Here is a 24935-nt window from a genome sequence, read left to right on the forward strand (position 1 = left end):
GCTTACCCGGGCAATTTCCCGAAGGGCAGCAACTTGAGCGCCAGCGCCGCAGCCGCCTTGCCGTCGTTCGCGCGCAAGGCGGGCAGCATGGAGATGGCCGCACGCTTGAGGATCGCATCCAGCGGCGTCGGCGTCTGACCGGCAGCGGCGGCCTCGGCAAACCGGCGCGTCGCGGCCACGGAGCCATGATCGCTGCGGATCTGCATCAGGGCCGCCAGTCCCGGATAGAACGCCCGGTTGCCGCCCAGATCGACGGCACGGGTCAAGGCCGAAAGGCCCTGGTCCTTCTTTGCCCCCAGCGCCGTCCGCGCCAGGAAGCCGCCGAGTTCATCCACCGCGCCGAGGTGCCAGGCCGCTATCGCCATCTGCACTTCGGCATCGCGCGGGTTCTGTGCCAGGAGCTTCTGGAACACGTCCAGCGAGGCGCGCACGTCCGTCCGGCTGTGGGTCAGCTTGCCCCGATAGCCGATGGCGACGCCGCGTTGCAGCGCCGCCTCGCGGTCTCCCGGATGGACGGCAAGCGCCCGGTCCGCCGCGGTGATGGCGCTGCCGATCAATTGCAGCGCGCGGGCCTTGTCGTCGGTCTTGAACGCGGCAGCCGTCAGAATATCGCGCGGCGTCTCCGCCAGCACCTGAACCGGCGCGACGATCGCCAGGCCCAGCGCGGGAAGCAATGCCCCCCGCCGCAGCCTGGCCAGTGCAAGGAAGATCGTTCGTAGCATCAAACACTTTCTCCCGAATGGTCAGCCGCGCACCCGCCCGATTTTCATACTGTCAGGAAGACTGGTCCGCCTCCAGCTCCGCCCTGTCCTCGCCCGCCGTGCCCATCGCCTGATCGACGAGGCCGGTGCGGCACATCCACCAGAACAGCACGATGCCCGGCAGCGAGGCAACCGTCGTCAGCAGATAGAAGTTCACGTAGCCCATCGCCTCGATCAGCGCGCCCGCCGTCGTGCCGGTAAGCAGACGGCCAACCACGCTCGCCGCAGCCGAGATCAGCGCGTATTGCGCGGCGGTATAGCGAAGATCGCACAGCGCCGAGAAATAGGCGATCACCACCACGCCGCCATAACCCGACGCGATGTTCTCGAAGCCGATCGCGCCCGCCATGCCCCAGTTGCTGTGCCCGGCCGCCGCCAGCGCCGCAAAGCTGAGGTTGGAGGCGCCCATCAGGATCAGCGAGATCAGCACCGAACGCTTGAGTCCCATCTTCGCGAAAGCCACCCCGCCGATGAACACGCCGATCAGGTAGGCCCAGAAACCAAGACCCACGTCATAAAGCGCAATCTCGTCGTTCGAGAACTTGAGGTCGTCGAACAGCAGGCGGAAGGTCAGGTTCGCCAGCGTGTCGCCGATCTTGTGGACGAGGATGAAGGTCAGCACCAGCACCGCGCCATTCCGGCGGAAGAACTCGGCAAACGGCCCGGCGATGGAGTTCCACACTTCCACCACGCCGCGCTTCTCGACCACGACCTTGCGGCGCATCGGCTCGCCAAGGACCATCGCCGTCAGCATCGCGGGAAGCGCGAAGAAAGCGCAGGCGGCATAGCCCGCGCTCCAGCCATGGCGGGCCGAGACCACCAGCGCCAGCGCGCCGGCGCCGGCCGAACCGATACGCCAGCCGTACTGGCTCATGCCCGATCCGGTGCCGAGCTGGTAAGGCTTGAGCGTCTCGATGCGGTAGGCGTCGATCACGATATCGAAACTGGCGCCGGCCACGCCCACCAAGATGGCGGCGATCACGGTCGCGGAAATGTCGGCGGCAGGATCGACGAAGGCGAGGTTCAGCACCGCCGCGATCACGAACAGGCCGCAGACCATCATCCACGAGACGCGCTGGCCCATGCTGCCCAGCACCGGCAGGCGCACGCCGTCGATGATCCAGGCCCAGAAGACCTTGAGGTTGTAGACGAGGAAGGCGAGCGTGAAGGCCGTGACCGTCTTCTTGTCGATGCCGTCCTGCGCGAGGCGCGTGGTGAGCGTCGCGCCGATCATCGCATAGGGGAAACCGGAGGACAGCCCCAGCGCGAACGAGGCCAGCGATTCTTTCTCGACATAGGGTTTGACCGCATCCCAGACGCCGCGACGTTGTTCGATACTTTGGGCGTCCACGCAGTGATCTCCGGTTTCGACACGCGAATATGCTGATTTGCCGCACCCTAACGCGCCCTTGGCGCAAGGGAAGGCTGGATGAAGCGACGATCAACAGGTATGGGCGGGCAAATGTCCAAACCTCCTTTCAAATCCGGCGGCCCGAAGCGTGGCGGCGGTGGTTCGCGTGATGGCTCTTCGCGCGACGGTTCTTTCCGCAGCGGTCCGCGTGGCGGCAACTCCCGGGGCGATGCCCCACGCGATCGCGGCGCCCGCGGTGAAAGCCGGTATGGCGACGGCACCTACAGCACCGGGCGTGAAGACCGGCGCGGCGACAAGCCCACCTTCCATCGTGGCCCCCGCAAGCCCGAGGATGCAAAGCCATATGGCAGCAAGCCTTCCGGCGACCGCGGCCGCGAGGACCGGGGCGGTTTCACGCGTGACGGCCAGCGCGGCGACCGGCCTGCTTATGGGCGGGGTCCGCGCAAGGATGACGGCGCCAAGCCCTATGGCGGCAAGCCCTATGGCGGCAAGCCCTATGGCGGCAAGCCCTATGGCGGCAACGCGCGCAGCGATCGCGATGCCGGCGACTATGGCAGCAACGAACGCCCCTGGAGCAACCGCAACCGCGACGATCGCCGCGATACGCCGCAAGGCGCGCGCAGCGAACGCCCAGCCTTCGGCCGAGGTCCGCGCAAGGACGATGACCGCAAGACCTTCGGCGGCAAGCCCCACGGCAGCCGTGACGGCGGCGAGCGCCCCCGCAGCGACCGTTTTGCCGGTGATCGCTTCGGCAAGGACCGTTTCGCCAACGATCGGCCGCGCGACGATCGCCCCCGTGAAGAACGCCGCCCCCGCCCCGTTCGCGCCGCACCGCGCGCCGCTGCGCCCACGGCCAAGACCCCTGGCATGCCCGTGCGCGAAGGCGAACGCATCGCCAAGCTGCTCGCCCGTGCCGGTGTCGCCAGCCGCCGCGAGGCCGAGCGGCTGATCATCGAAGGCCGCGTGCGCCTTGGAGAAGATCTGATCGAAACCCCCTCCACCGTGCTGCCGAACCTGCGCGGCGTGACGGTCGACGGCAATCCCGTGCGCGATGCCGAGGAAACCCGCCTCTTCATCTTCCACAAGCCCTCCGGCCTCATCACCGCCGAGCGCGACCCGATGGGCCGCCCGACGATCTACACCGCGCTGCGCAACGCGCTGCCCGATGATTCGGGCCGCGTGATGCCGATCGGCCGCCTCGACCTCAACACCGAGGGCCTGCTGCTGCTGACCAACGACGGCGAGTTCAAGCGCCAGCTCGAACTGCCCGCCACCGGCGTGCCGCGCACCTACCGCGCCCGCACCTTCGGCGATATTTCGCAGGCCCAGCTCGAGGACCTCATCGAAGGCATCGAGATCGAAGGCGTTGTCTACGGCAAGATCGACGCCAACATGGAGCGCCGCACCGGACGCAACCAGTGGGTCGAGATGACCCTGACCGAAGGCAAGAACCGCGAAGTGCGCCGCGTTCTGGAGCACCTCGGACTGCAGGTCAGCCGCCTGATCCGCATTTCCTACGGACCGTTCCGCCTGCTCGACCTGCCCAAGGGCATGGTCGTGGAAGTCTCGCCCCGGGAACTCGAGAACTTCCGCCGCACGCTGCCGGACGCCAAGGCATGAAGCCTGCCAGTGCCCGGGGCAATGTACGGACCGGCCTGCGCATCGTCGCTGGTGAATGGCGCGGCCGCAAGCTGGCCGCGCCCGAAGGCGATGCCACGCGCCCGACCGCGGACCGCACCCGCGAGACGCTGTTCTCGATGCTGGCAAGCCGCCTCGGGACATTGGAGGGGCTGAAAGTGGCCGATCTCTTTGCCGGATCGGGCGCACTCGGCCTCGAGGCGCTTTCGCGCGGCGCCGCGCACTGCCTGTTCGTCGACCAGGACCCCGGCGCGATCCGGGCGATCCGCACCAACATCGCCAATCTGCGCGCGCAGGGGCAGACCGACGTGCGCGCAAGCTCGGCCCTGTCGCTTGGCCCCGCCAAGGACACGCTGGACCTCGTCCTGCTCGATCCACCTTACGACACCGGCGCCGGTGCCGTGGCGGTCGACAAGCTCAACCGCCTCGGCTGGATCGGCGAGCAGACCTGGGTCTGCATCGAAACCGGCCGCGACGAGACGTTCGCGATCAAGGGCTTCGAAGTGGAGTCCACGCGCGATGTCGGCAAGGCCCGGCTGCATATCCTGCGCCGCGTCCCGGCCTGACGCTTCAGGTTACATTTCCATACTTCAAGGGGTGCCTTTGCCGACCGCAAGGCACCCCTTTTGCGTTTGGTTACCTTTTGCGTTTGGTTACCTTTAGCCATCACCGGCGGTTACTTTTCCATACCACACTCAGTCACTTTTTCATGCTGGCAGGCCGCCCCGGCCAGTCCCTCATCGGCCTGTTGCCGAAGTGCAGGCCTGCCTGCCGGGGGTTGATGCAGCTATCGACGACGGTCTTCGAGCAGACCTTGTAGCTCTGCCCGTCTACCGTCACTTCGGAGGGATAGCCGCGGGATTCGCGGACCGAGGCGCCCGCCCGGTGATGCGGCGAGGCAGCCAGAGCCGAACCTGCGGTGGGAATGAGGGCGGCCGCTGCGGCCAGCACCACGATGGAGCGATAAAACATCCGGACTTCTCCATGGATGACAGCCGCACGCTCATCGTGACAATGCGCGCCCTCCGCTTCGGTTCCCGGCAAACCGGCGGGGATTGTTCTCCAGGCCTGGCGAAGCGGCCTTGCACGCCCCGCCCCCGTTCTCTAGATGTTCACGGGTGAACGATCTGCAATCCCCCGTGCCCGACGCCTCTTCCGACCCGCTCATCGACGGGCTGAACCCGCCCCAGCGCGAGGCAGTTCTGACCACCGAGGGCCCGGTGCTGATGCTGGCGGGTGCCGGTACCGGCAAGACGGCGGCGCTCACCCGCAGGCTGGCGCATCTGGTGCGCAGCCGCCTGGCGTGGCCAAGCGAGATTCTCTGCGTCACCTTCACCAACCGCGCCGCGCGCGAAATGCGCGAGCGTGTCGGCCAGTTGATCGGCCCGGCGGTCGAGGGCATGCCCTGGCTCGGCACTTTCCACGCGATTGCCGCCAAGATGCTGCGCCGCCACGCCGAACTGGTCGGCCTCCAGCCCAATTTCACGATCATCGACACCGACGATCAGCTGCGCGTGCTGAAGCAGCTGATCCAGGCCGAAGGGATTGATGAGAAGCGCTGGCCCGCGCGCCAGCTCGCCGGTTGCATCGATCGCTGGAAGAACCGCGGCCTCAACCCCGCCGATCTTGATGCCGGAGAGAACGAATCCTACGCCAACGGGCGCGGGCAGAAGTTCTACCAACTCTATCAGGACCGCCTGAAGACGCTGAACGCCTGCGATTTCGGCGATCTTCTGCTGCACATGCTGAACATCCTGCGCACCCACCGCGAAGTGCTGGAGCAATACCAGCAGCGTTTCAAATACGTGATGGTGGACGAGTATCAGGACACCAACCAGGTCCAGTACCTCTGGCTGCGCCTCATCGCGCAAGTCCGCAAGAACATCTGCGTGGTGGGCGATGACGACCAGTCGATCTACTCCTGGCGTGGCGCGGAAGTGGCCAATATCCTCAAGTTCGAGAAGGACTTCCCCGGCGCGAAAGTGATCCGGCTGGAGCAGAACTACCGCTCCACCCCGCAGATCCTTGCCGCCGCCTCGGGCCTGATCGGCGAGAATACCCAGCGCCTCGGCAAGACGCTGTGGACCGAGCGCCACGCGGGCGACAAGGTGCGCGTGATCGGTGTCTGGGACGCCCCCGAGGAAGCCCGCCGTGTCGGCGACGAGATCGAGCGGCTGGAACGCGAAGGCGCCGCGCTCGACCAGATCGCCATCCTCGTGCGCGCGCAGTACCAGACGCGCGAGTTCGAGGACCGCTTCATCGCGATCGGCATGAAGTACCGCATCGTCGGCGGCTTCCGCTTCTACGAGCGCGCCGAAATCCGCGACGCCCTCGCCTACTTGCGCGTCATCGCCCAGCCGGCGGACGACCTTGCCTTCGAGCGCATCTACAACGCCCCCAAGCGCGGTCTCGGGGCCAAGGCGCTGGAGGCGCTGCACACGCTTGCCCGCCGGCGCGCGATTCCGCTCGCCATGGCCGCGATCGAAATCGCCGATACCGACGAACTGCCCGCCCGCGCCCGCAACACCTTCCTCTCGCTGATGCGCGACTTCGCCCGCTGGCGCGATCTTTCCGCCACCGAGAACCCGGCCGACCTCATGCGCACCGTGCTCGACGAGAGCGGCTATACCGACGCGCTGCAGGCGGAAAAGACGCCCGAGGCGAACGGACGGCTGGAAAACCTCGTCGAACTCGCGCGCGCCATGGAAGAGTATGAAAGCCTCGGCGATTTCCTCGAACACGTGAGCCTGGTGATGGACAACGAGGCCGCCTCGGACGAGGAAAAGGTCACGATCATGACCATGCATGCCGCCAAGGGGCTGGAATTCGACAACGTGTTCCTGCCGGGCTGGGAGGAAGGCGTGTTCCCCTCGCAGCGCTCGATGGACGAAGGCGGCCTCGCCAGCCTCGAGGAAGAGCGCCGGCTTGCCTACGTCGCGATCACGCGGGCACGGCGCAAGTGCACGATCCTCCACGCCGCCAATCGGCGCATCTATGGCCAGTGGACCAGTTCCATCCCCTCGCGCTTCATTGCCGAACTGCCCGAGGATCACGTCGACAGCGAAACCACGCTATCGGGCGGCGCTTCGCTGTGGAGGGCGCAGTGGAGCGAACATGCCGATCCCTTCGCCGAAGTCGCCCGCGCGCAGCCTGCCCGCACGATGACGCGCGGGCCCGGCTGGCAGCGCGCAGCGGCGCAGGACTACGATCCCAAGCCGCGCCGTATCCCCGAATCGACCCGCAGCGCCGCCAGCTTCGCCTCGAAACCGCGCACCGACATCGAAGTCGGCGCCCGCGTGTTCCACGAGAAGTTCGGCTACGGCAAGGTCACCGGGCAGGAAGGCAACAAGCTGGAGATCGACTTCGAACAGGCCGGCGCCAAGCGTGTGCTTGACAGCTTCGTGAAGCCTGCCAGCGACGTCTGAAGCCGGCTCAGACGAGCCCCGGGATCAACCGCGAACGAACCTTCTCGGCATATGCACGGTAAGCCGGATCGGCGCGCAGGACCTTCTCCTCCTCGTCCGTGCGCATCCACAGCAGGATCCACGCCAGCGCATAGACCGCCAGGTTCCAGGCCGAAAGATAAAGCATCAGATAGCCGATGTGGTTGATGATGTAGGCCATGTACATCGGATGGCGCACCAGACGGTACACGCCGCCGCTTTTCACGCCGCGATTGGCCGCCACCACCCCGAAGCTGCGGCGCAGCGACAGCTTGGCGAGGATCGACAGGGCAACGCCGCCCAGGATCATCGAGGTCGAGACCAGATCCGGCACCAGCTGGACACCCCTGGGTACGATCAGCAGGCCCGCCGCCGTACCGCCGAAACCCACCAGCACCGGCTTGACCCCGGTCGCCACGTCGCCGGGCCGCTGCAGCAGGATCAGCACCACACCAAGCAATTCGGCCACCAGAAACACCACCAGCTGCGGGTGCTGCGGCATGGCCGGAAGCAGGCGCCAGACCACCATGTAGGCCAGCAGGATCATGAACGCGCATTCGGCAAGATGAAGCAGGCGAGGCAAAGTCATCGAAGTCCCCCGTCCCCCGCCGCAACGGCCGGGCACACGGAACAGCTAGCGCCACATTGGTAAACAGGCATTTAAGCGGCGACCAGCGCCCAACTCATTGCCAGGCGTTTAGGATCGGGAAACCATGATGCCCTAGGATCGCGGCCAGTTCCTTTCGACGGGCCTCATCCTGATGCATGAAATCCTTGCCGTCCTGCGGCCCCTGTTCTTCGTCGCGCTGCTGCTCGTCCCGCTCGAGTGGTTGCTGCCCGCACGCGGCCCCGATCGCCGCACCCGCGCGGGGGTAGTCGCGGACATTCTCCATGCAACGGTGGGCACGCTCATGATCCGGTTCGGCGCCATGCTGCTGCTGGCGCTGATCGCGCCCTTCGACCCGCTCGTGCATCTGTCCGGGACGATTCCGGTCTGGCTGCAGGCGATCATTTTGCTGCTGGCCTGCGACTTCATCATCTGGTGCGTGCACCGCAGCTTCCACGCCTCGCCCTTGCTCTGGCGCTTCCACCGCATCCACCATTCCAGCCCGCACCTCGACTGGCTGGCCACCGCCCGCGTCCATCCGGTCGAACAGATCGTCTTTGCCACCGCCATGGCGCTGCCGATGTGCATCGCCGCCTTCTCGCCCACGGCCGTGGCGATCTACATGGGGTTCTACACGCTGCACGCGAACCTGCTGCATGCCGATACCCGGCTCTCGTTCGGACCGCTCGACGCCGTGTTCACGCCGCCGCGCGTGCACCACTGGCACCATGCCGACGAAGAGCACGCCTATGACAGCAACTTCGGTTCGCAACTGGTGATCTGGGACAAGCTGGTCGGCACGGCCTATCGCCCTGAAGCCGAGCGCCCTTCCCGCTTCGGCGTCGAACAGGCGCCGCCGGAAAACTTCGTCGACCACCTCGCCGCGCCGTTCCGTGCGCAGCCCGAGCTACGATCGGATAGCGGCGGCGCCGTGGCCGAAAGCGCTCACTGACCCTGCGATGCGGCGTCGATCTGCGGCAGCAGTGGATCGGGAATGTTTGCCGCCGTGCCATCCGGGGCAAGATCGAGGATCGCCTCGCCCTGCCGTGAACGCGGCTGCCAGACCGGCAGGTCCGCACCGTTGGGATCGCCCGTCTTCGCGAAGTTCACCAGATAGCCGCTGGCGATCCGCGCCATGCCGGCATCCCGATCGCTCGCCCCCGCACCATACTTGATCGCCACGGTGCCGAGAAAATAGGGAATGTCGGTCGCATGGCCCGCGCCCTTGCCGTCCTGCGGCAGTGAACTGGCGACATAACCGAAGCGATATTCCCATACCGGCACGCCCTGGTCGGCGATCAGGCCCGACAACTGGCGTGCACCCGCGATCATCCCGCCGGCAACGCCGCCGATGTCATCGCTTGTCGCGCCGATGATCATCGGCACCTGATGGAACGTGCCGGAAGCGTACGCCTTGCGCTGATCGACGGCGATGCGGCCATCCGCGAACGGGCTTGCAAAGGTGCGCGGCGCGCTCGACGGCGCGAACAGCGCCGCCAGGTTCAGCCCATCGACCACGGCATCGGCCGGAAGTGCCCGTAGTTTCGCAAGGCTTTCGGGATCGTCTGCGGCAATGCCCTTGCCTGCCGCAAAGCGCAGCCCCGCCGCCTCCGCCGATGCAAGATCGGCATCGACCAGCATCTGCCCGTCACCGCCCGACATCACCACCGCCTTGTCGAACAGCCCGTTCGCCAGCGGCGACGTGACGAGATTGTGCACCGACATGCCGCCCGCGCTCTCGCCCACGATCGTCACGTTGTCGGGATCGCCGCCGAACGCCTCGATATTGCGCTGGACCCAGGAAAGCGCCGCGATCTGGTCGAGATAGCCGTAATTGCCGAGCAGGCCGCCATCCTCCTGCGCCTGCGTCAACGCCGGATGGGCAAACGTGCCGAACCGGCCGACCCGGTAGTTGAAGCTGAAGAACAGCACGCCCTGCCGCGCGAGTTCGACCCCCGAATACGTCGGCGGCGAGGCCCCGCCATTGACGAAGCCGCCGCCATAGATCCACACCACCACCGGCAGCTTGCCCCCGGCCCGCTCCGGGCGCCAGACGTTGGCGTAGAGGCAGTCTTCCGCAGGCGGCGTGCCGAGCGGCGCGGCATCGCCGTCGAACGGCTTCTGCATGCAGTCATCGCCATATTCGCCCGCATCGCGCACGCCCTGCCACGAAGCCGCCGGCTGCGGCGCCCGCCAGCGCAAGTTGCCCACTGGCGGCGCGGCGAAGGGGATGCCCTTCCAGCTGATCACGCCGCCTTCGGCATGGCCCTGAAGCGCGCCGTTTTCCTCATGCACCAACGCCCCGGGATCGGCCGTAGCCGCACAGCCCGTCCCCAGGCCGATCGCCATCCCCAGACCCAGCGAAACGGCCAGCGCCCGCCTCATTCCCCCAAGACGCTCAGCTCGCATCAACGCCGCTCCTTGTTGCCGCTCGGGAGCCAACGCCCGAACCACTCACAAGCCCTTATAGCCAAACGAAAACGGGGAGCCAGATGGCTCCCCGTCGTATCGTGTCAGGCCAGCGCGGAAACGCCGAGGAATTCCGGGATCGGCCCGTTCCAGCCCATATCCGCGGGTTCTTCCTCGCGGCGGCGAGAGCGGCGGGCATCGCCGCGCACGGGCTTGGCATCGCGCACCGGCTTGGCTTCGACTGCAAGCCGAGCCTCGCGCTCCACCTCGCGTTCGGCGCCCCGCCCGGACGCCTTTTCCGGTGCACGTTCACGAGTTGCCCGGCGTTCGCTGCGCTCGGCACGTTCGGGACGCTCGCGCTTTTCGCGGCGCGGCTTGTCGTCACGCTCGGCGCCGCGTGCCGGAGCCGATTCCGCATCGTCGAGCGTCACGTCGAACAGCGGGATCTTGCCGCCAGTGAGTTTCTCGACGCCCTCGATCGCTTCGGCATCTTCCGGCGCGACCAGCGTGAAGGCACGGCCCGTGGCGCCGCCGCGGCCGGTACGGCCAATGCGGTGGACGTAGTCGTCCGGATGCCAGGGCGTATCGAAGTTGAACACGTGGCTCACGCCCTTCACGTCGAGACCGCGCGCGGCAACGTCGGAGGCGACGAGGATGTTGACCACCCCGTCCTTGAAGCGCTGCAACTCGGCCAGACGGGCCGGCTGGTCCATGTCGCCGTGGATTTCGCCGGCCGCGAAGCCATGGCGTTTCAGGCTCTTGGCCAGTTCACGCACGGTCGTCTTGCGGTTGGCGAAGATGATCGCGGTGGACACGTTGTCGGTGCGCAGCAGATGGCGCAGCACGTCGCGCTTCTTGCGCGAGGAGACCGTGACCTTGTGCTGGGCGATGTTGGTGTTGGTCGAGGCCGGACGCGCGACTTCGATGTACTTGGGGTTCGACAGGAAACGATCCGCCAGCTTCTTGATGACCGGCGGCATCGTTGCCGAGAACAGCAGCGTCTGGCGGTTGGTCGGCAGCTTCGAGCAGATCGTCTCGATGTCGGGGATGAAGCCCATGTCGAGCATGCGGTCGGCCTCGTCGATCACCAGCAATTCGCAGCCCGTGAGCAGGATCTTGCCGCGCTCGAACAGGTCCATCAGGCGGCCCGGCGTGGCGATCAGCACGTCGACACCGTCCTGCAGGGCCTTGACCTGGTCGCCCATCTGCACGCCGCCGATCAGCAGCGCCATCTTGAGATCGTGGTTCTTGCCGTACTTCTCGAAATTCTCGGCGACCTGGGCCGCCAGTTCGCGAGTCGGCTCCAGGATCAGCGAACGCGGCATCAGCGCGCGGCGGCGGCCGTGAGCAAGGATGTCGATCATCGGCAGCACGAAGCTGGCGGTCTTGCCCGTCCCGGTCTGCGCGATGCCGATAATGTCCTTCATCATGAGGACCGGCGGGATGGCTTGCGCCTGGATCGGAGTCGGCTCGCTGTAACCCGCGGTTTCAACCGCGTGCAGCAATTCGTCAGACAGGCCGAGATCGGCAAAGCTCATAGGCAGAATGGTTTATCCGGAGTTCAGGGAAACAAGGATATCCGCCGAGTATCGCGAGTGAGTACGGGGCGAGCCCCTTCGCGTGTCCAACGTATATCTGCGCGGGCCCTAGGCGCGAATGCCCCCGAAAGTCAAGGAAATCCGCGTAGAGGCCTGATTCGCCGCCTTCGTGCATGCCCGGGGTCAGCGACCGGACGCCACCATCTGGCGGATGCGCACCAGCTTGCAGTTCGATCCGCTGCGCGAAAGCAGCGAATCGCGCTCGACGCAGAGCTGGCCGTCCGGCGAGCGGGAGAGCAGGAAACCCGAATAGAACGAGCCCGCCCGGCAGGAGCGTTCGAGTTCCGCGCTGATGATCCGGCGATCGCGCATGAACAGCAGGAGATTGTGCTGGCCGTCCGGCTCCACCCCGGCGATCCCCGCGATCGGCAGGCACTTGCCGATCTTGCGCTCGGTGAAGCGCGGCCGCGGGTCGCGGTCCATCGGGCCATCCGGATCGACCGGCAACTGGGCACGCGGGGTGATGCGGATGGTCATGCGCTGTTCGATGCGCACCTGCCAGGCATCCTCCGGCTCCGGGTGCTGGAACGCGAAGACCGAGATGATCCCCCGCGCCGCGGAATCGGAGCGTTCGTCCGGCCAGGCATCCTCGGGCACCGCATAGCCGGGCGCGGCCCCGGCATCGGCGCGCATCGGATCCTGCACCACGCCGCGATCCGACTTGCCCGCATCCGCCTTGCCCGAATCGCTGCCCCCTGCCGCCGGCAACAGCAGCATGAACGGATAGAGCAGAATGGACGCAAGATTCATCGAAAGAGCAGATCCCCGAACAGCCCAGGCGGACCGGACCGTCCCCCTCCCTTAGTGCAAGAGCTTGAACCACCGCTTAACCCAAACGGCAAGCATCCTGGCGACGCAAATTGGGTGAAACCGGCAATGGGCTGTGCCATATCGCCAGCATGACGACGCTCACCGACAGCTCCGCCCCCCGATCCGCCCCCCGATCCGCCGCCGCCACGCGCTTCCTTGAAGAAGCCGCCGAATTGCTTGGCCCCCGCGGCTTCACTGTCGACCCGGACCTGCTGGAGCCCTGGCTGACCGACTGGCGCGGGCGTTATACCGGCAAGGCCCTCGCCCTCGCCTCGCCCGCCACCACGCAGGAAGTCGCCGCCGTGGTGGCGCTCTGCGCGCAGCACGGCATCGCCATCGTCCCCCAGGGCGGCAACAGCGGCATGTCGGGCGGCGCCACGCCCGACGACAGCGGCGAGGCCCTGCTGCTCTCGCTGCGCCGCATGACCGCGGTGCGCCAGTTTGACGTCGAGGCCCGCCAGATCACCTGCGAAGCCGGATTCGTGCTCCAGACCCTGCACGAGACCGCCGAAGCCAGGGGCCTGCGCTTCCCGCTCTCGCTCGGCGGCAAGGGTTCGGCAACCGTCGGCGGATTGATCGCTACCAATGCCGGCGGCACCCAGGTCCTGCGCCATGGCTCGATGCGGGCGCTGGTGCTGGGACTGGAGGCCGTACTTCCCGACGGGCAGGTGTTCTCGATGCTCACCCCGCTCAAGAAGGACAATCGCGGCTTCGACCTCAAGCAGGTCTTCATCGGCTCCGAAGGCACGATGGGCATCGTCACCGCCGCCACCCTCGCCCTCTCGCCCGCGGTGGCGGAGCGCGTGGTGATCTGGGCGGGCGTGCCCACGCTGGGCATGGCGCGCAAGCTGCTGCTGCACTGCGAGGCTGCCGCAGGCGACGCGCTCGAAGGCTTCGAAGTGCTGCCGCAGGCCTGCCTCGAAGCGGTGCTGGACTATCTGCCCGACGCCCGCGCCCCGCTCGAAGGCAGGCATGGCTGGCACGTCCTGATCGAAGTGGTGGCCGATCGCACCGGCGCCGATACCCTGCGGGAACGCTGCGAGACGATGATGGCCGACGCTTTCGAGGCCGAACTGCTGGAAGACGCCGCGATGTCCGCCAACGAAGCCCAGGCCGAAGCCATGTGGTTGATCCGCGAATCGATCTCCCCCGCCGAACGCGCGCGCGGCCCCGCCGTCCAGCACGACATTTCGGTGCCGGTCGAGAAGATGCCCGACTTCGTGGAGACCACCGCGCCGATGATCGAGGCCAAATGGCCTGGAACCGAGGCGATCGCCTTCGGTCATCTCGGAGACGGCAACGTCCACTACCACGTGATCGCCCCCAGCGTGACCGACGGGGCCGCCTGGCAGGCCGGAACTGGCAAGGAAATCAGCCGTTATGTCCATGATCTTGTTACGGAATGGGGCGGATCAATCTCGGCCGAGCACGGCATCGGCCAGCTCAAGAAGGACGAACTGGCACGCCTGGGCGATCCGGTCGCGCTTTCGGTGCTGCGCGCGGTGAAGCAGGCCCTCGACCCCCGGGGCCTGATGAATCCCGGCAAGCTGATCTGACCGCAGCGGGGCACCTGCCCCGACTCGCCGGATATCCCCGTTTTGCCCCGGAAGCGCGCTTGCGCCCGTGCTTTCGGGCTTCTAAAGCCACGCTCTTGGAAATTTCCCAGACTTGCGGAGAGTATCGCAATGGCCACCGCGCCGCAGAATCCTGCCCTGCCCCTGTTCTACAAGGACCTCGTGCCGCTCAATTCGCAGCAGCACGCCAGCTGGAAGACCCGTTCGACCAACAAGGCGACCTGGCTGGTCGGCGTCAACTCGGTGCCGCTCACCGTCGAGGAATTTCCGCAGGCCCAGCGCAACTACCCGATCATCTTCACCTCGGGCGAGAATCCGGTTCCGCTGATCCTCATGGGCATGAACGACGGCGTGAACGTCTTTGTCGACGATGAAGGTTCGGTCGATCAGCCGGTCTACATCCCGGCCTATGCGCGCCGCTACCCCTTCATGCTCGCCCGCCTGCGCCCGGACAGCGAAGAGCTGTCGCTCTGCGTCGATCCCTCGAGCGATCTCGTCGGCGAACTGGAAGAAGGCGAAGCCCTGTTCGCGGATGGCCAGCCCACCGAAGCGACCACCAACATGCTCAAGTTCTGCGAGAACTTCGAGATCGCTGGCACCAAGACCGCCAACTTCATGGCCGAGCTCCAGAAGCACAACCTGCTGATGGAAGGCGAGCTGAACATCGACATCGGCACCGGCCAGCCCTTCACGTATCGCGGCTTCCAGATGGTCGACGAATCGAAGCTGCGCGAAGTGCGCGGCGACGTGCTGCGCCAGTGGAACCAGAACGGCATGCTGCCGCTGATCTACGCACACCTGTTCTCGCTGGATCTCGTGCGTGACATCTTCGGCCGCCAGGTTGCCCAGGGCAAGGGCCCGCAGATTCCCGTAAACGCCTGATTCAGCGGCCTGTTTCAGGTCGCAGACACATGAAGGGGTGAGAGTTTTTTGACATTTTTGTCACACTCTCACCCCATTCTGCATCAACTCTTCTCCACAGGCTTGCAAAGCTGTTACACTTTGCTTCATTCTAAGGGTTGAATGTCGCCAAGGTCTTGCTATGTTGGGTGCACCTGATCGGCGCTACCCTCATGGCCCGGTCGGGCTGGTGCACATCGTGCACCTCCTCCCTGAACCTTGGCCACCTCGCGCACCGCGCGAGGTGGTTTTTTATTGGCCGAAATCGCAGCCCTCCCAGCACCAAGGCTTCCGGCACGCGCTACACTCCGGCCCAGCGCCATTGCCACGGCAATAGGCTCAGCCACGGCCAGGCAACTCGTACCCTAGTTTACGTAAGCACCTTCAGGCGCCCCACTCACTCAGCCGCCTGGGCCCAGCCCTTTCCGGCCAGTTCGCTGACGGCAGCCGCCAGCCGGCGCACCAGTCCTGCCAGCAGGTCCACCGTCTGCCCCATGCCTTCTCCCGGCTCCGACAGCCGCGAATCGAGATAGCATCGCCGATCGACTTCCAGCTGCAGGGCATGGATCCCCGCCGCCGGCGCCGCATGACGCTCCAGCACATAACCGCCCGCATAAGGGCGATTGTGCGCGGCAAGCTGGCGATTCGCCGCGAACCAGGAAAAGGCACAGGCCACCAGGCTGCCATGGCAGGTGGTTCCGAACCGGTCTCCCACCACAAAATGCGGCGCCTCCATGCCCGGACGCGCCTGCAGGGGCGGCATCGAATGGAGATCGACCAGCAGGGCCACGCCCCACCGATCCCGCAGCGAGGCCAGAGCCGCAGCCAGCGCCTCGTGATAGGGCCGGTGAATACCCTCGATCCGAGCGGCCAGATCGGCGCTTTCGTGCCGCCGCCGCCACAACTCCCCCACACCGGGCAGGCGCCGCGGAATGAGACCCAGCCCGCTGCGCGCACGCCGGCTCGGCAGACCGATCGATTCGGGACGCGAGGAGCGCGCGAACATGTCCCAGTCGACATCGTCCGGCGCCCGGTTGAGATCGATCATCGCGCGCGGCGCCTGCGCCATCAGCAGACCCGCCCCGGTTTCCCGCGCGACAGCCTGCGCCAGCCGGTCGACGTAACGGTCCTCGAGCCGCAGGGCGACCGAATCGGGATGCCGCAAATCGTCCAGCAGCGCGCGCGGATAGGCCCGCCCGCCATGCGGAGCGGCGATCAGAACCGGGATCACCGAAGGGTCGGGCGTCTCGAAACTATAGGCCGGGATCCCCGGAGCCCCCGGAATCGATCCTCCCGAATGCCTCTGCGAATCGCTCTCGCCCTTGCCTGCAATCATGGATCGACGCTGGCCCGTTAGCCCCCGCGTGTCAAAGCGTCCCGTAACCGGTCACCGCGTATTCAAGGCGAGAATTTTAACCCGTTAGGCGCTATGCCGGAGGCCTTAACCAGTGTGATAAGCTGGGAACCGCCAATTTCGGGCCAACGACTCAGGACATGACACCGATGATCCGCATCCTGCTTGCCGAAGACGATCAGGCAATGCGTACATATCTGGCGCGGGCACTGCAGAATGCCGGCTACCACGTTACCGACGTCGATCGCGGCACCACCGCCCTGCCCTTGCTGGAACGCGAACATTTCGACCTGCTGCTTTCGGACATCGTCATGCCGGAAATGGACGGCATCGAACTGGCGCAGCGCTGCGCAGAAGTCTCGCCCAGCACCAAGGTCATGTTCATCACCGGTTTTGCCGCCGTGACCCTGCGCGCCAGCCGTGAAGCCCCGCACGCCAAGGTGCTTTCGAAGCCCTTCCATCTGCGCGACATCGTGATGGAAGTGCAGCGCATCTTCGGCCTGTCCGAACACGCGCAGCTTTAACGCCTCTTCATCCACAGGTCTTCCACAGCCTGAAAAATCCCGCGGCGAACTTTTTTGAAAAAGCGCCTTGCCAACCGGAAGGGTCACCGTTAGAGGCCCACTCCACCGAGCGGCGCTGCAAACGCCGCCACGGACCAACCGAATGGTGTGGGCGTATAGCTCAGTGGTAGAGCACTATGTTGACATCGTAGGGGTCGCAAGTTCAATCCTTGCTACGCCCACCATTCGAGAAACCCCGGAAATCTTCGGATTTCGCGGGGTTTTTCTTTGCCTGTAGCATCTTCGGAACAATCGCCCCGACCACAGGGCGAATCAGGCCTCCCCAGCCCCCATCTTCGCTCTATTGTGCATGCCGCGCCGGGCCCGCCCGGTCACAGGCCGAATCACCGTGGGGAATGAACCAGCCTTGTTCGACGAGATACGCACAAAGATGGCCCAGCGCAGCCGGCCGGAGCGCGCCAGCCTCACCGCCGAGATGCACAGCCGCAAGCTGCCGCCCTTCACCGCGCCGGCCCGGCTCATGCAGATCGTCCTGCTCGCCAGCGATGCCGAACTCGAGGCGGCCGCCGCCCATTTCGGTGCCGGAGCGGCCCGTCACGCGGTTGTCGATCTCGGCGGCGCGACGCTCGTGTGGGAACGCCACAGCGAGTTCGCGACCTACAACTTCATCGTCCCCGGCCAGTTCGACGCGCCTTTCGACGAGGAAGCCTTTGCTCCCTTCGTCGCGCCCTGGCTGGACCGCATGCCGGGCGCCATCATCCGCTCCAGCTTCCTCGCCATCGGCCGCGCCGGCATGCCCGGCACCCACCCCGAACATCTCGAGGCCTGGTTCGACGCCAACGACCTGGTCGTCTGCGACGTGCAGGAAGGCCGCGCCCGTATCTGGTCCGACTTCCGCCTTCACGGCGGTTTCGGCCGCATGTTCATCGCCATGCGCGACGACGACACCCGCCGCATCCCGGCGCTCGTGCAATCGCTGCTGGAACTGGGCAACTACCGCAAGCTCGCCCTGCTCGGCCTGCCCGAAGCCCAGAAGCACGGTCCGGAGCTGCGCCGCATCGAGGAAGACCTGGCCCAGCTCAGCGGTGACATCGACCGCGAGGCCCGCCCGCGCGAGCAACTGCTCCACGCCATCGGCGAACTCGGCTCGCGCATTGCCCAGATCGCGGCGACCACCCGCTACCGGATGAGCGCCACCGCCGCCTACGCCGCGATCTGCGACGACCGCGTGCGCACGCTGGCGGTCAGCGCGGTCAACGGCGGCCCCACGCTCGTCGGCTTCACCCAGCGCCGCCTCCATCCCGCCGTCCAGACCTGTGCCAGCTTTGTCCAGCGCCTCGACGATCTTGCCGGGCGCGTCACCTGGACCGCCGAATTGCTGCGCACGCGGATCGATACCGAGATCGCCGCCCAGAACCGCGACCTGCTCGCCTCGCTCGACCGGCGCAACGCCATGCAACTCAGGCTCCAGCAAACGGTCGAGGGGCTCTCCGTGGCGGCGATTTCCTATTATGCGGTGAGCCTCGTAGGTTATCTCGCCAAGGCCTCGCACGCGGCATGGCACTGGCCGAACTACGAACTGGCAACCGGCATCAGCGTGCCTTTCGTCGTCGCCTTCGTCGCCTGGACCACCCACCGCGTTCGCAAGGCCCACGCCGCGCACGACGATCACGGGAAGGCATGAGACGACCGACCATGCCGTACCGCGCAAGCCGACTGCCGCGCATTGCGCGTCGCCGGGCCGATACCTGCCTTGCTAAGCGCTTCGCTGCTGCCTAAGAGACCCCCAAATCTCATCCCCAGGGGAGTTTCACGAATGGCGAAAATCAAGGTCAAGAATCCCATCGTCGAGATGGACGGCGATGAAATGACGCGGATCATCTGGGAATGGATCCGCGAACGGCTGATCCTCCCCTACCTCGACATCGATCTCAAGTACTACGACCTCTCGGTGCAGAAGCGCGACGAGACGAACGACCAGATCACCGTCGACGCCGCCAACGCCACCAAGGAATGCGGTGTTGCCGTCAAGTGCGCCACCATCACGCCTGACGAAGCGCGCGTCACCGAATTCGACCTCAAGAAGATGTGGAAGTCGCCCAACGGCACCATCCGCAACATCCTGGGCGGCGTCGTGTTCCGCGAACCGATCGTGATCTCGAACGTGCCCCGCCTGGTTCCGGGCTGGACCGACCCGATCGTCGTCGGCCGTCACGCTTTCGGCGACCAGTACAAGGCCACCGACACCCTGATCCCGGGCGCCGGCAAGCTGCGCCTGGTGTGGGACGGCGAGAACGGCGACAAGATCGACCTCGACGTGTTCGACTTCCCGGCTCCGGGCGTCGCCATGGCGATGTACAACCTCGACGAATCGATCCGCGACTTCGCACGCGCCTCGTTCAACTACGGCCTCAACCTCGGCTGGCCGGTGTACCTCTCGACCAAGAACACCATCCTCAAGGCCTATGACGGCCGCTTCAAGGACCTGTTCCAGGAAGTGTTCGACACCGAAGGCTTCAAGGAAAAGTTCGCCGAAGCCAAGATCGTCTACGAACACCGCCTGATCGACGACATGGTCGCCTCGGCGCTCAAGTGGTCGGGCAAGTTCGTCTGGGCCTGCAAGAACTACGACGGCGACGTGCAGTCGGACACCGTTGCCCAGGGCTTCGGCTCGCTCGGCCTGATGACCTCGGTCCTGCTCTCGCCCGACGGCAAGACCGTTGAAGCGGAAGCCGCCCACGGCACCGTGACCCGTCACTACCGCCAGCACCAGCAGGGCAAGGCGACCTCGACCAACCCGATCGCCTCGATCTTCGCCTGGACCCGCGGCATCGCCTATCGCGGCAAGTTCGACGAGACCCCGGAAGTGGTGAAGTTCGCCGAGACGCTGGAACAGGTCTGCATCGAAACCGTCGAAAGCGGCAAGATGACCAAGGACCTCGCGCTGCTGATCGGCCCGGACCAGAACTGGATGACCACCGAGCAGTTCTTCGAGGAAATCGTGAAGAACCTCGAAGCCAAGATGGCAAGCTGGGGCTGAGTCTCCGCCTCCGGACCTCGGTTCAAGCAAGACCCTCCGCCGCAAGGCGGGGGGTTTTTCTTTGGCCAGGTCGGCCCACGAAAAGGGCCGCCGAACCGAAGTCCGGCGAGCCCTGCAAATCTCTAAGTCTGGCTGAACCGCGCCCCCAGCGCCTTTCCGCCTCTTCGCCTTATTCGAAGGGTTCTTCACCTTCGAGCTTGGTGCGGTGCATCATGCGGCCGCACGTCGGGTCATAGGCCTCGGCGCGGTGCATCGTGCCGGTGTTGTCCCACATGACGAGGTCGCCGACTTCCCATTCGTGGCTGTAGGTGAACTCTTCACCCGTCGCCCATTCGCGCAGGCCATGGATGATCATCGCGCTTTCGAGCGCCGACTTGCCGATCACCTGTGCCGCCGTGCAGCCGATGACGAGGCTCTTGCGGCCGGACTGGTGCTTCCACACCAGCGGCAGTTCCTGTTCGCCGATCTGGGCATAGCCCTGCAGCTTGGCGAGGCTGGGTTCGGCTTCATAGTAGAACAGGCTGGCCCAGGGGCCATGCACGACGCGGTACTGCTCGTATTCGGCCTTCTTGTCTTCCGGCAGATCGTCGAACGCCGCGTAAGTGTTGGCAAAACCGGTGTTGCCGGTGCCCTTGGGGCTCGGCACCCGGCAGGAGAGCAGCGAGGCCAGGATCGGCACGTCGTTGCGGGTGCCGTCGATGTGCCAGTAGAGCGAGCCCTTGAGGTACTCGGCCGCCATCGGGTTTTCCCTGGCGTCGAGGGTGATCTTCGAGATCACTTCCTCGCCGCCCTTGCGCTCCGGCGCGAAGGTGCCGAGCGTCTTGGTGAAGGCCACCTGCTCCTCGTCGGTGAAGTTCACCTGCGGGAACACCAGCACCCCGCGCGCTTCCAGCAGTTCGCGGATCTCGGCCGCGAATTCGCCCGAAAGCAGTTCTTCCCGGCTGTTGAGAACGCGGCTGCCGATCTTCGGCTTGATCGCCTCGGCCTTGAACTCCGTCTTTGTCGCGAGCGACATCGTGCACACTCTCCATTGTCCGCTTCATCGCCGAAGCAATGCTTGAAGAGGGTGGTACCACGGACTGAACGCCTGTTCAAATTCCTCGCGGATTGCGCCTGCAATCAATCGCCGGTGCGTGATCAGGCGAGCGTCTTCGCCTCCAGCCGGTCGAGCCAGGATTCCACCGTCGCCCTCGCCTGCGCGTGTCCGGCGGTGACGCCCAGGTTTTCCTCCATGACGATGCAGCGGCCGATACCCGCCAGCATGACCGCGAGGCCGGCCGGATCGAAGCCGTCCAGAACCTTGAGCCGATCGCCGAACAGCTGCTCGATGATCTCCACCTGCCGCTGGCGCATGGCGACACTGTGCTCGGCCATCTTCTCGCGCACGGCCGGGCGGTGGTTGGCCAGCGCCATGAATTCGAGCGACATCGCGGTGCGACTGGTGTCGACAAAAAAGCCCCAGAGTGCGCGCACCGGATCCTCGCTCGCCAGCGCCTGCGCGATCATGGCATCGCTGTCCGCCGCGCCCTGACGGCACACTTCCAGCAGCAGGTCGTCGGTGGTCGGGAAATAGTAGTGCACCAGCGAAGGCTTGAGCCCCGCACGGGCCGCAACGCGGCGGGTGCTGGCGGCGGCATAGCCCTCGTCGCGGATCAGGTCGACAGTAGCCTCGACGATGCGTGCCCGTGTGGCCGAGGTCTCCGCCCCGATCCTGCGTCCACCCGACTTCTGCTCCGCGCCTGCCATTCGACCTCCATACAAGATCGGATTGCCTAAGGCGTGCCGCGCGAGAGATCAACCAAGGCCGACTCGCTTGCCTTTTGTTCTTGTTATGTTCAATATGCCCGAATGCAGATCCACAAGGGCAGAGGCGCCGTCTCCGGGCAGGCCAGCACCCGCTTCAATCTTCCCCGGCGGGAGGCCGATGGCGACTGGCTTGACGCCTCGCGCGAGGTCGACGGCGAGCCCGCACCGCTGCGCACGCAGGTGAGCGAACTGAGCCCGCGCACCATCCTGTCGTTCAACACGTCTCCCGACGTGCCGTTCGACCGTTCGATCAATGCCTACAATGGCTGCGAGCATCTCCGTAACGGTTGCGTAACCCTTCCCTAGGTAGCATTGCTGAGGCCTCGTGCCCTAGAGGAAGCCTATGGAAGCTATCGTTTATATCCGCTGGTCAACGCTTAATCAGGAGGACGGCAACTCGTTAGAGCGCCAGAAGGCCCTAGCGGAAGCAGTCGCGAAAACGCACGGCTGGACGATCAACCCAGACGAAATCCATATCGAGAGCGGCAAGTCGGCCTATCACGGTCGCAACCGTGCCCAGAATGGGAAGCTGCGCCAGATTGAGGATCGTGCCGCGCGAGGAGAACTCGCAGGCAAGGTGCTGATCGTGGAAGCGATGGACCGCCTCAGTCGACAGGAGCCGCTGGAAAGTCTCAACCTGCTCGTCGGCCTTTGTAAGCAGGGTCTCACGATCTGCGAGGCAGGCACCGGCATCATCTACGACACGGCCAAAATCAACGACAATTGGGCCAACCTCATTGTTGCGCTGGCTAAGGCCGGTGAGGCTCATGACAGCAGCAAGCTGAAGGCACGTCGCATCACCTCAACGTGGCGCAAAACCCAGGAAGAAGGAAAGACCAAGACGGGCACTGCTGACCCCCGCCTTTGCCCTGCATGGATGGAGGTCATCGACGGTGAGTTCACCGTTATTGAAGAGCGCGCCGATATTATCCGCGAGATGTTCCGGCTGTCATTGCAGGGCTACGGGCTGCGCCACATATCCGATCGATCCAATGAAGCCCGCGAGACGTTAGGCTGGCCAAAAGCCGCTTGGACCATCCGCACCGTCAGCAACATGCTTCATAGCCGCCGTGTGCTCGGCGAATACCAGCCCCAGCGCCGCACCGATTCCTATGGGCGGGAGGACGTTGCGCCTGCCCGTAAAATCTATCCTGAAATCGTCACGCCAGAACAGTGGCATCAGGTGCAGGCTAGTATCGCCAGCCGTAAGGGAACCGGGGGTCCTCGCACCAAAAACGTGAACGTCCTTTCACACGTCTGCCGATGCACTCACCGACAAGTGACCATCGACGAGGACGGACAGGAGCGCGTCTCGGCAGTGCCCTGTGGTAGCCGCATGTCCATCAGGACGCACAAACGGCAGCGCTGGCAGTTGGTGTGCGCCGATTTCGCCAGAGCAGGTTCGTGCAAGGGCAACGCGACTTTTATCTATGAGCACCTGCTCAAGGGCCTTCTCGACAACATATCGCATTTCGTCAGGGCCGCCCCTGCCCTGCCACAGGATGATACGCTCGCGCGTATCGCACTCAAACGCTCCGAAGTGCAGACCATGCAGAAGCGGTTGGAAAAGCTGGCAGATGACGTGATGCTCTCTGACGACCAGACTTTGCGCGCTGCCTATGAGAGGTTCAAGGAGCGCGTGAAAGCGGCAGAGACCGAATTGCGCGCCCTTGAGGGACAGAGGGAAAGCAAGGAAGCCGCTATCCCTTCCAGCGAGGCCATCAACGAACTTGAGAAGCTGCGCGCCAATATGGAGGACGTGGAGGTCCGCCAGCGTATGCAGGTCCTCATCGATGGATTGGTGGATGCCATCTTCCTGCACGAGGAAGATCGCTCCGCTACGGTCGTGCTGATGGGCGGTCTGGTTGCCTTCAAGCTGGACAAAAAGGGCAAGTTGATCGGCCAGCCGGTCGATGCACTCGATATGCTCGACGTACCCAGCGACGATCACGACTTGGCTCTCATTGCAGCTGGTGGAGACCCACTCCGCAGTGCGGCAATCAAGCGCGCCGACCAGATCATCAGGCCGAAGGATTAACCCTGAGACGCTCTCTCAAGGCCACTCATACAAGAACGCCCCAGCTTACGTGCCGGGGCGCTTCTTCGCTTGTACGGGCTTCTGAGGGTTAGCAGCGGGGAAGCTGGTAGCGCGCCTTGCCAACATACAGGTTGAAGTGTGATCTGCCCCCTTCTGAGTGGCCCATCGACTATCGTAGTCTTGACCACGAAGGAGGAATGGAATGGCTCGGAAGCACAAGCCGGAGGAGATCATCGGCAAGCTGCGTGAGGCGGAGATCGTGTTGGCGCAGGGCGGGACGGTGGCCGACGCCTGCCGGCGGATCGGCGTCACCGAACAGAGCTATTACCGCTGGCGCAAGGAGTACGGCGGGCTGAAGATGGATCAGGCACGGCGGATGAAGGATCTCGAGCGAGAGAACGCCCGGCTGCGGCAGGCGGTGTCGGATCTGACGCTCGATAAAATGATTCTGCAGGAGGCGGCGCGGGGAAACTATTGAGCCCCGCCAGACGCCGCCGCTGTGTCGATCACATCCGAGGGATCATGGCTGTCTCCGAGCGGCGGGTGTGCCGTGTGCTCGGGCAACATCGATCGACGCAGCGCAAGGCGCCACGCGGGGCGGATGACGAAGCCGCACTGACGGAGGACATCATCGCTCTCGCCCGGCAATATGGTCGTTACGGCTATCGCCGGGTGACCGCCCTGCTGCGCGATGCGGGGTGGCATGTGAACCGTAAGCGGGTCGAGCGCATCTGGCGCCGCGAGGGGCTCAAGGTGCCGCAAAAGCAGCCGAAGCGCGGAAGGCTCTGGCTCCATGACGGATCGTGCATCCGGCTGCGGCCCGAATATCCGGGGCACGTGTGGTCCTACGACTTCGTCGAGGGCCGCACGCATGATGGTCGCAAGTTCCGCATCTTGTCGATCATCGACGAGGCCAGTCGGGAGTGCCTGGCCTTGCCGGTCGCGCGACGGCTCAGGAGCGAGGATGTGCTGGCGGCGCTGGCCGATGTCGCGCGACATTCAGGGTGAGAAAGCGCGACAAACAAGATGAGAATCCTGCGTTCCGGGATTGGCGAAGGGCG

20 protein-coding genes, 1 tRNA gene and 2 pseudogenes are annotated in these 24935 nt (G+C 65.3%); 13 read left to right on the forward strand and 10 right to left on the reverse strand.

Annotation, left to right across the window (positions count from 1 at the left end):
- Positions 1-2: 2 nt before the first annotated feature.
- Together CA833_RS00740 and CA833_RS00745 are read right to left on the reverse strand one after the other, a co-directional pair.
- Positions 3-722, reverse strand: a complete 720-nt coding sequence (locus CA833_RS00740) for a hypothetical protein (protein ID WP_242526195.1) — start codon at positions 720-722, stop codon at positions 3-5.
- A 52-nt stretch (positions 723-774) separates the two neighbouring features.
- Positions 775-2112 (reverse strand): MFS transporter, encoded by a 1338-nt coding sequence (locus tag CA833_RS00745; RefSeq protein ID WP_207078908.1) that lies wholly within the window; start codon positions 2110-2112, stop codon positions 775-777.
- Positions 2113-2223: 111 nt separating this feature from the next.
- On the opposite strand from CA833_RS00745, the gene CA833_RS00750 reads away from it, so the two are divergent.
- A complete protein-coding gene (locus CA833_RS00750) occupies positions 2224-3753 on the forward strand; it encodes a pseudouridine synthase (RefSeq protein ID WP_207078909.1) in 1530 nt (509 codons plus the stop codon).
- Positions 3750-4337 (forward strand): 16S rRNA (guanine(966)-N(2))-methyltransferase RsmD, encoded by a 588-nt coding sequence (gene rsmD / locus CA833_RS00755; RefSeq protein ID WP_207078910.1) that lies wholly within the window; start codon positions 3750-3752, stop codon positions 4335-4337. The genes CA833_RS00750 and rsmD overlap by 4 nt, the downstream gene beginning before the upstream one ends.
- Positions 4338-4470: 133 nt before the next feature.
- On the opposite strand, the gene CA833_RS00760 is transcribed toward rsmD, so the two are convergent.
- The gene (locus CA833_RS00760) at positions 4471-4743 is read right to left on the reverse strand and encodes a hypothetical protein (RefSeq protein ID WP_207078911.1); all 273 of its coding nucleotides are present in this window, start codon (positions 4741-4743) and stop codon (positions 4471-4473) included.
- 146 nt (positions 4744-4889) lie between these two features.
- Here CA833_RS00760 and CA833_RS00765 point away from each other — a divergent pair, with 146 nt between their 5' ends.
- Entirely contained in the window at positions 4890-7196 is a 2307-nt protein-coding gene (locus CA833_RS00765; protein WP_242526196.1) for an ATP-dependent helicase, read from the forward strand.
- A 7-nt stretch (positions 7197-7203) separates the two neighbouring features.
- Here the strand turns inward: CA833_RS00765 and CA833_RS00770 are convergent, their stop codons facing one another.
- The gene (locus CA833_RS00770; RefSeq protein WP_207078912.1) at positions 7204-7803 is read right to left on the reverse strand and encodes an isoprenylcysteine carboxylmethyltransferase family protein; all 600 of its coding nucleotides are present in this window, start codon (positions 7801-7803) and stop codon (positions 7204-7206) included.
- Positions 7804-7975: 172 nt separating this feature from the next.
- Here CA833_RS00770 and CA833_RS00775 point away from each other — a divergent pair, with 172 nt between their 5' ends.
- The gene (locus CA833_RS00775) at positions 7976-8773 is read left to right on the forward strand and encodes a sterol desaturase family protein (RefSeq protein ID WP_207078913.1); all 798 of its coding nucleotides are present in this window, start codon (positions 7976-7978) and stop codon (positions 8771-8773) included.
- Here CA833_RS00775 and CA833_RS00780 read toward each other — a convergent pair.
- The 3 genes from CA833_RS00780 to CA833_RS00790 all read right to left on the reverse strand — a co-directional run bounded on the left by CA833_RS00780 (position 8767) and on the right by CA833_RS00790 (position 12578).
- On the reverse strand, positions 8767-10230 hold the full coding sequence (locus CA833_RS00780; RefSeq protein WP_242526197.1) for a carboxylesterase/lipase family protein: 1464 nt from the start codon (positions 10228-10230) through the stop codon (positions 8767-8769). The two genes, CA833_RS00775 and CA833_RS00780, sit on opposite strands and share 7 nt — an antisense overlap.
- 104 nt (positions 10231-10334) lie before the next feature.
- Positions 10335-11768, reverse strand: coding sequence for a DEAD/DEAH box helicase (locus CA833_RS00785; protein ID WP_207078914.1), 1434 nt, complete (start codon positions 11766-11768; stop codon positions 10335-10337).
- Positions 11769-11951: 183 nt separating this feature from the next.
- Entirely contained in the window at positions 11952-12578 is a 627-nt protein-coding gene (locus CA833_RS00790; protein ID WP_207078915.1) for a hypothetical protein, read from the reverse strand.
- A gap of 149 nt (positions 12579-12727) precedes the next feature.
- Here CA833_RS00790 and CA833_RS00795 point away from each other — a divergent pair, with 149 nt between their 5' ends.
- Entirely contained in the window at positions 12728-14194 is a 1467-nt protein-coding gene (locus CA833_RS00795) for an FAD-binding oxidoreductase (protein WP_207078916.1), read from the forward strand.
- Positions 14195-14323: 129 nt separating this feature from the next.
- Positions 14324-15094 (forward strand): SapC family protein, encoded by a 771-nt coding sequence (locus CA833_RS00800; RefSeq protein ID WP_142632742.1) that lies wholly within the window; start codon positions 14324-14326, stop codon positions 15092-15094.
- A 415-nt stretch (positions 15095-15509) separates the two neighbouring features.
- Here CA833_RS00800 and CA833_RS00805 read toward each other — a convergent pair whose 3' ends face one another.
- Positions 15510-16448 (reverse strand): N-formylglutamate amidohydrolase, encoded by a 939-nt coding sequence (locus CA833_RS00805; RefSeq protein WP_207078917.1) that lies wholly within the window; start codon positions 16446-16448, stop codon positions 15510-15512.
- 167 nt (positions 16449-16615) lie between these two features.
- Here CA833_RS00805 and cpdR point away from each other — a divergent pair, with 167 nt between their 5' ends.
- From cpdR to CA833_RS00825, 4 genes are all read left to right on the forward strand, one after another.
- Complete coding sequence (gene cpdR / locus CA833_RS00810) at positions 16616-16990, forward strand: cell cycle two-component system response regulator CpdR (protein ID WP_142637487.1); 375 nt, start codon at positions 16616-16618, stop codon at positions 16988-16990.
- Positions 16991-17139: 149 nt separating this feature from the next.
- A tRNA-Val gene (locus tag CA833_RS00815) sits at positions 17140-17214 on the forward strand.
- Positions 17215-17420: 206 nt separating this feature from the next.
- Entirely contained in the window at positions 17421-18674 is a 1254-nt protein-coding gene (locus tag CA833_RS00820; protein WP_207078918.1) for a DUF3422 family protein, read from the forward strand.
- A gap of 132 nt (positions 18675-18806) precedes the next feature.
- The gene (locus tag CA833_RS00825; RefSeq protein WP_207078919.1) at positions 18807-20030 is read left to right on the forward strand and encodes an NADP-dependent isocitrate dehydrogenase; all 1224 of its coding nucleotides are present in this window, start codon (positions 18807-18809) and stop codon (positions 20028-20030) included.
- A 169-nt stretch (positions 20031-20199) separates the two neighbouring features.
- Here the strand turns inward: CA833_RS00825 and CA833_RS00830 are convergent, their stop codons facing one another.
- Positions 20200-21045: a TauD/TfdA family dioxygenase gene (locus tag CA833_RS00830; protein ID WP_207078920.1), complete on the reverse strand. Its 846-nt coding sequence runs from the start codon at positions 21043-21045 to the stop codon at positions 20200-20202.
- A 122-nt stretch (positions 21046-21167) separates the two neighbouring features.
- Positions 21168-21776 carry a TetR/AcrR family transcriptional regulator gene (locus CA833_RS00835; RefSeq protein ID WP_207078921.1) on the reverse strand — a complete coding sequence of 203 codons (609 nt, stop codon included), beginning with the start codon at positions 21774-21776 and terminating at the stop codon, positions 21168-21170.
- 102 nt (positions 21777-21878) lie between these two features.
- Between CA833_RS00835 and CA833_RS00840 the strand changes: the two are divergent.
- The 3 genes and pseudogenes from CA833_RS00840 to CA833_RS00850 all read left to right on the forward strand — a co-directional run.
- Positions 21879-22130: pseudogene (locus CA833_RS00840) on the forward strand (radical SAM protein); the annotation flags it as partial.
- Between the two features lie 49 nt (positions 22131-22179).
- A complete protein-coding gene (locus tag CA833_RS00845) occupies positions 22180-23874 on the forward strand; it encodes a recombinase family protein (RefSeq protein WP_207078923.1) in 1695 nt (564 codons plus the stop codon).
- A 202-nt stretch (positions 23875-24076) separates the two neighbouring features.
- Positions 24077-24864: pseudogene (locus CA833_RS00850) on the forward strand (IS3 family transposase); the annotation flags it as partial.
- Positions 24865-24935: the final 71 nt, after the last annotated feature.

Origin of the sequence: Novosphingobium sp. KA1, from assembly GCF_017309955.1 — a bacterium.
GTDB lineage: Bacteria > Pseudomonadota > Alphaproteobacteria > Sphingomonadales > Sphingomonadaceae > Novosphingobium.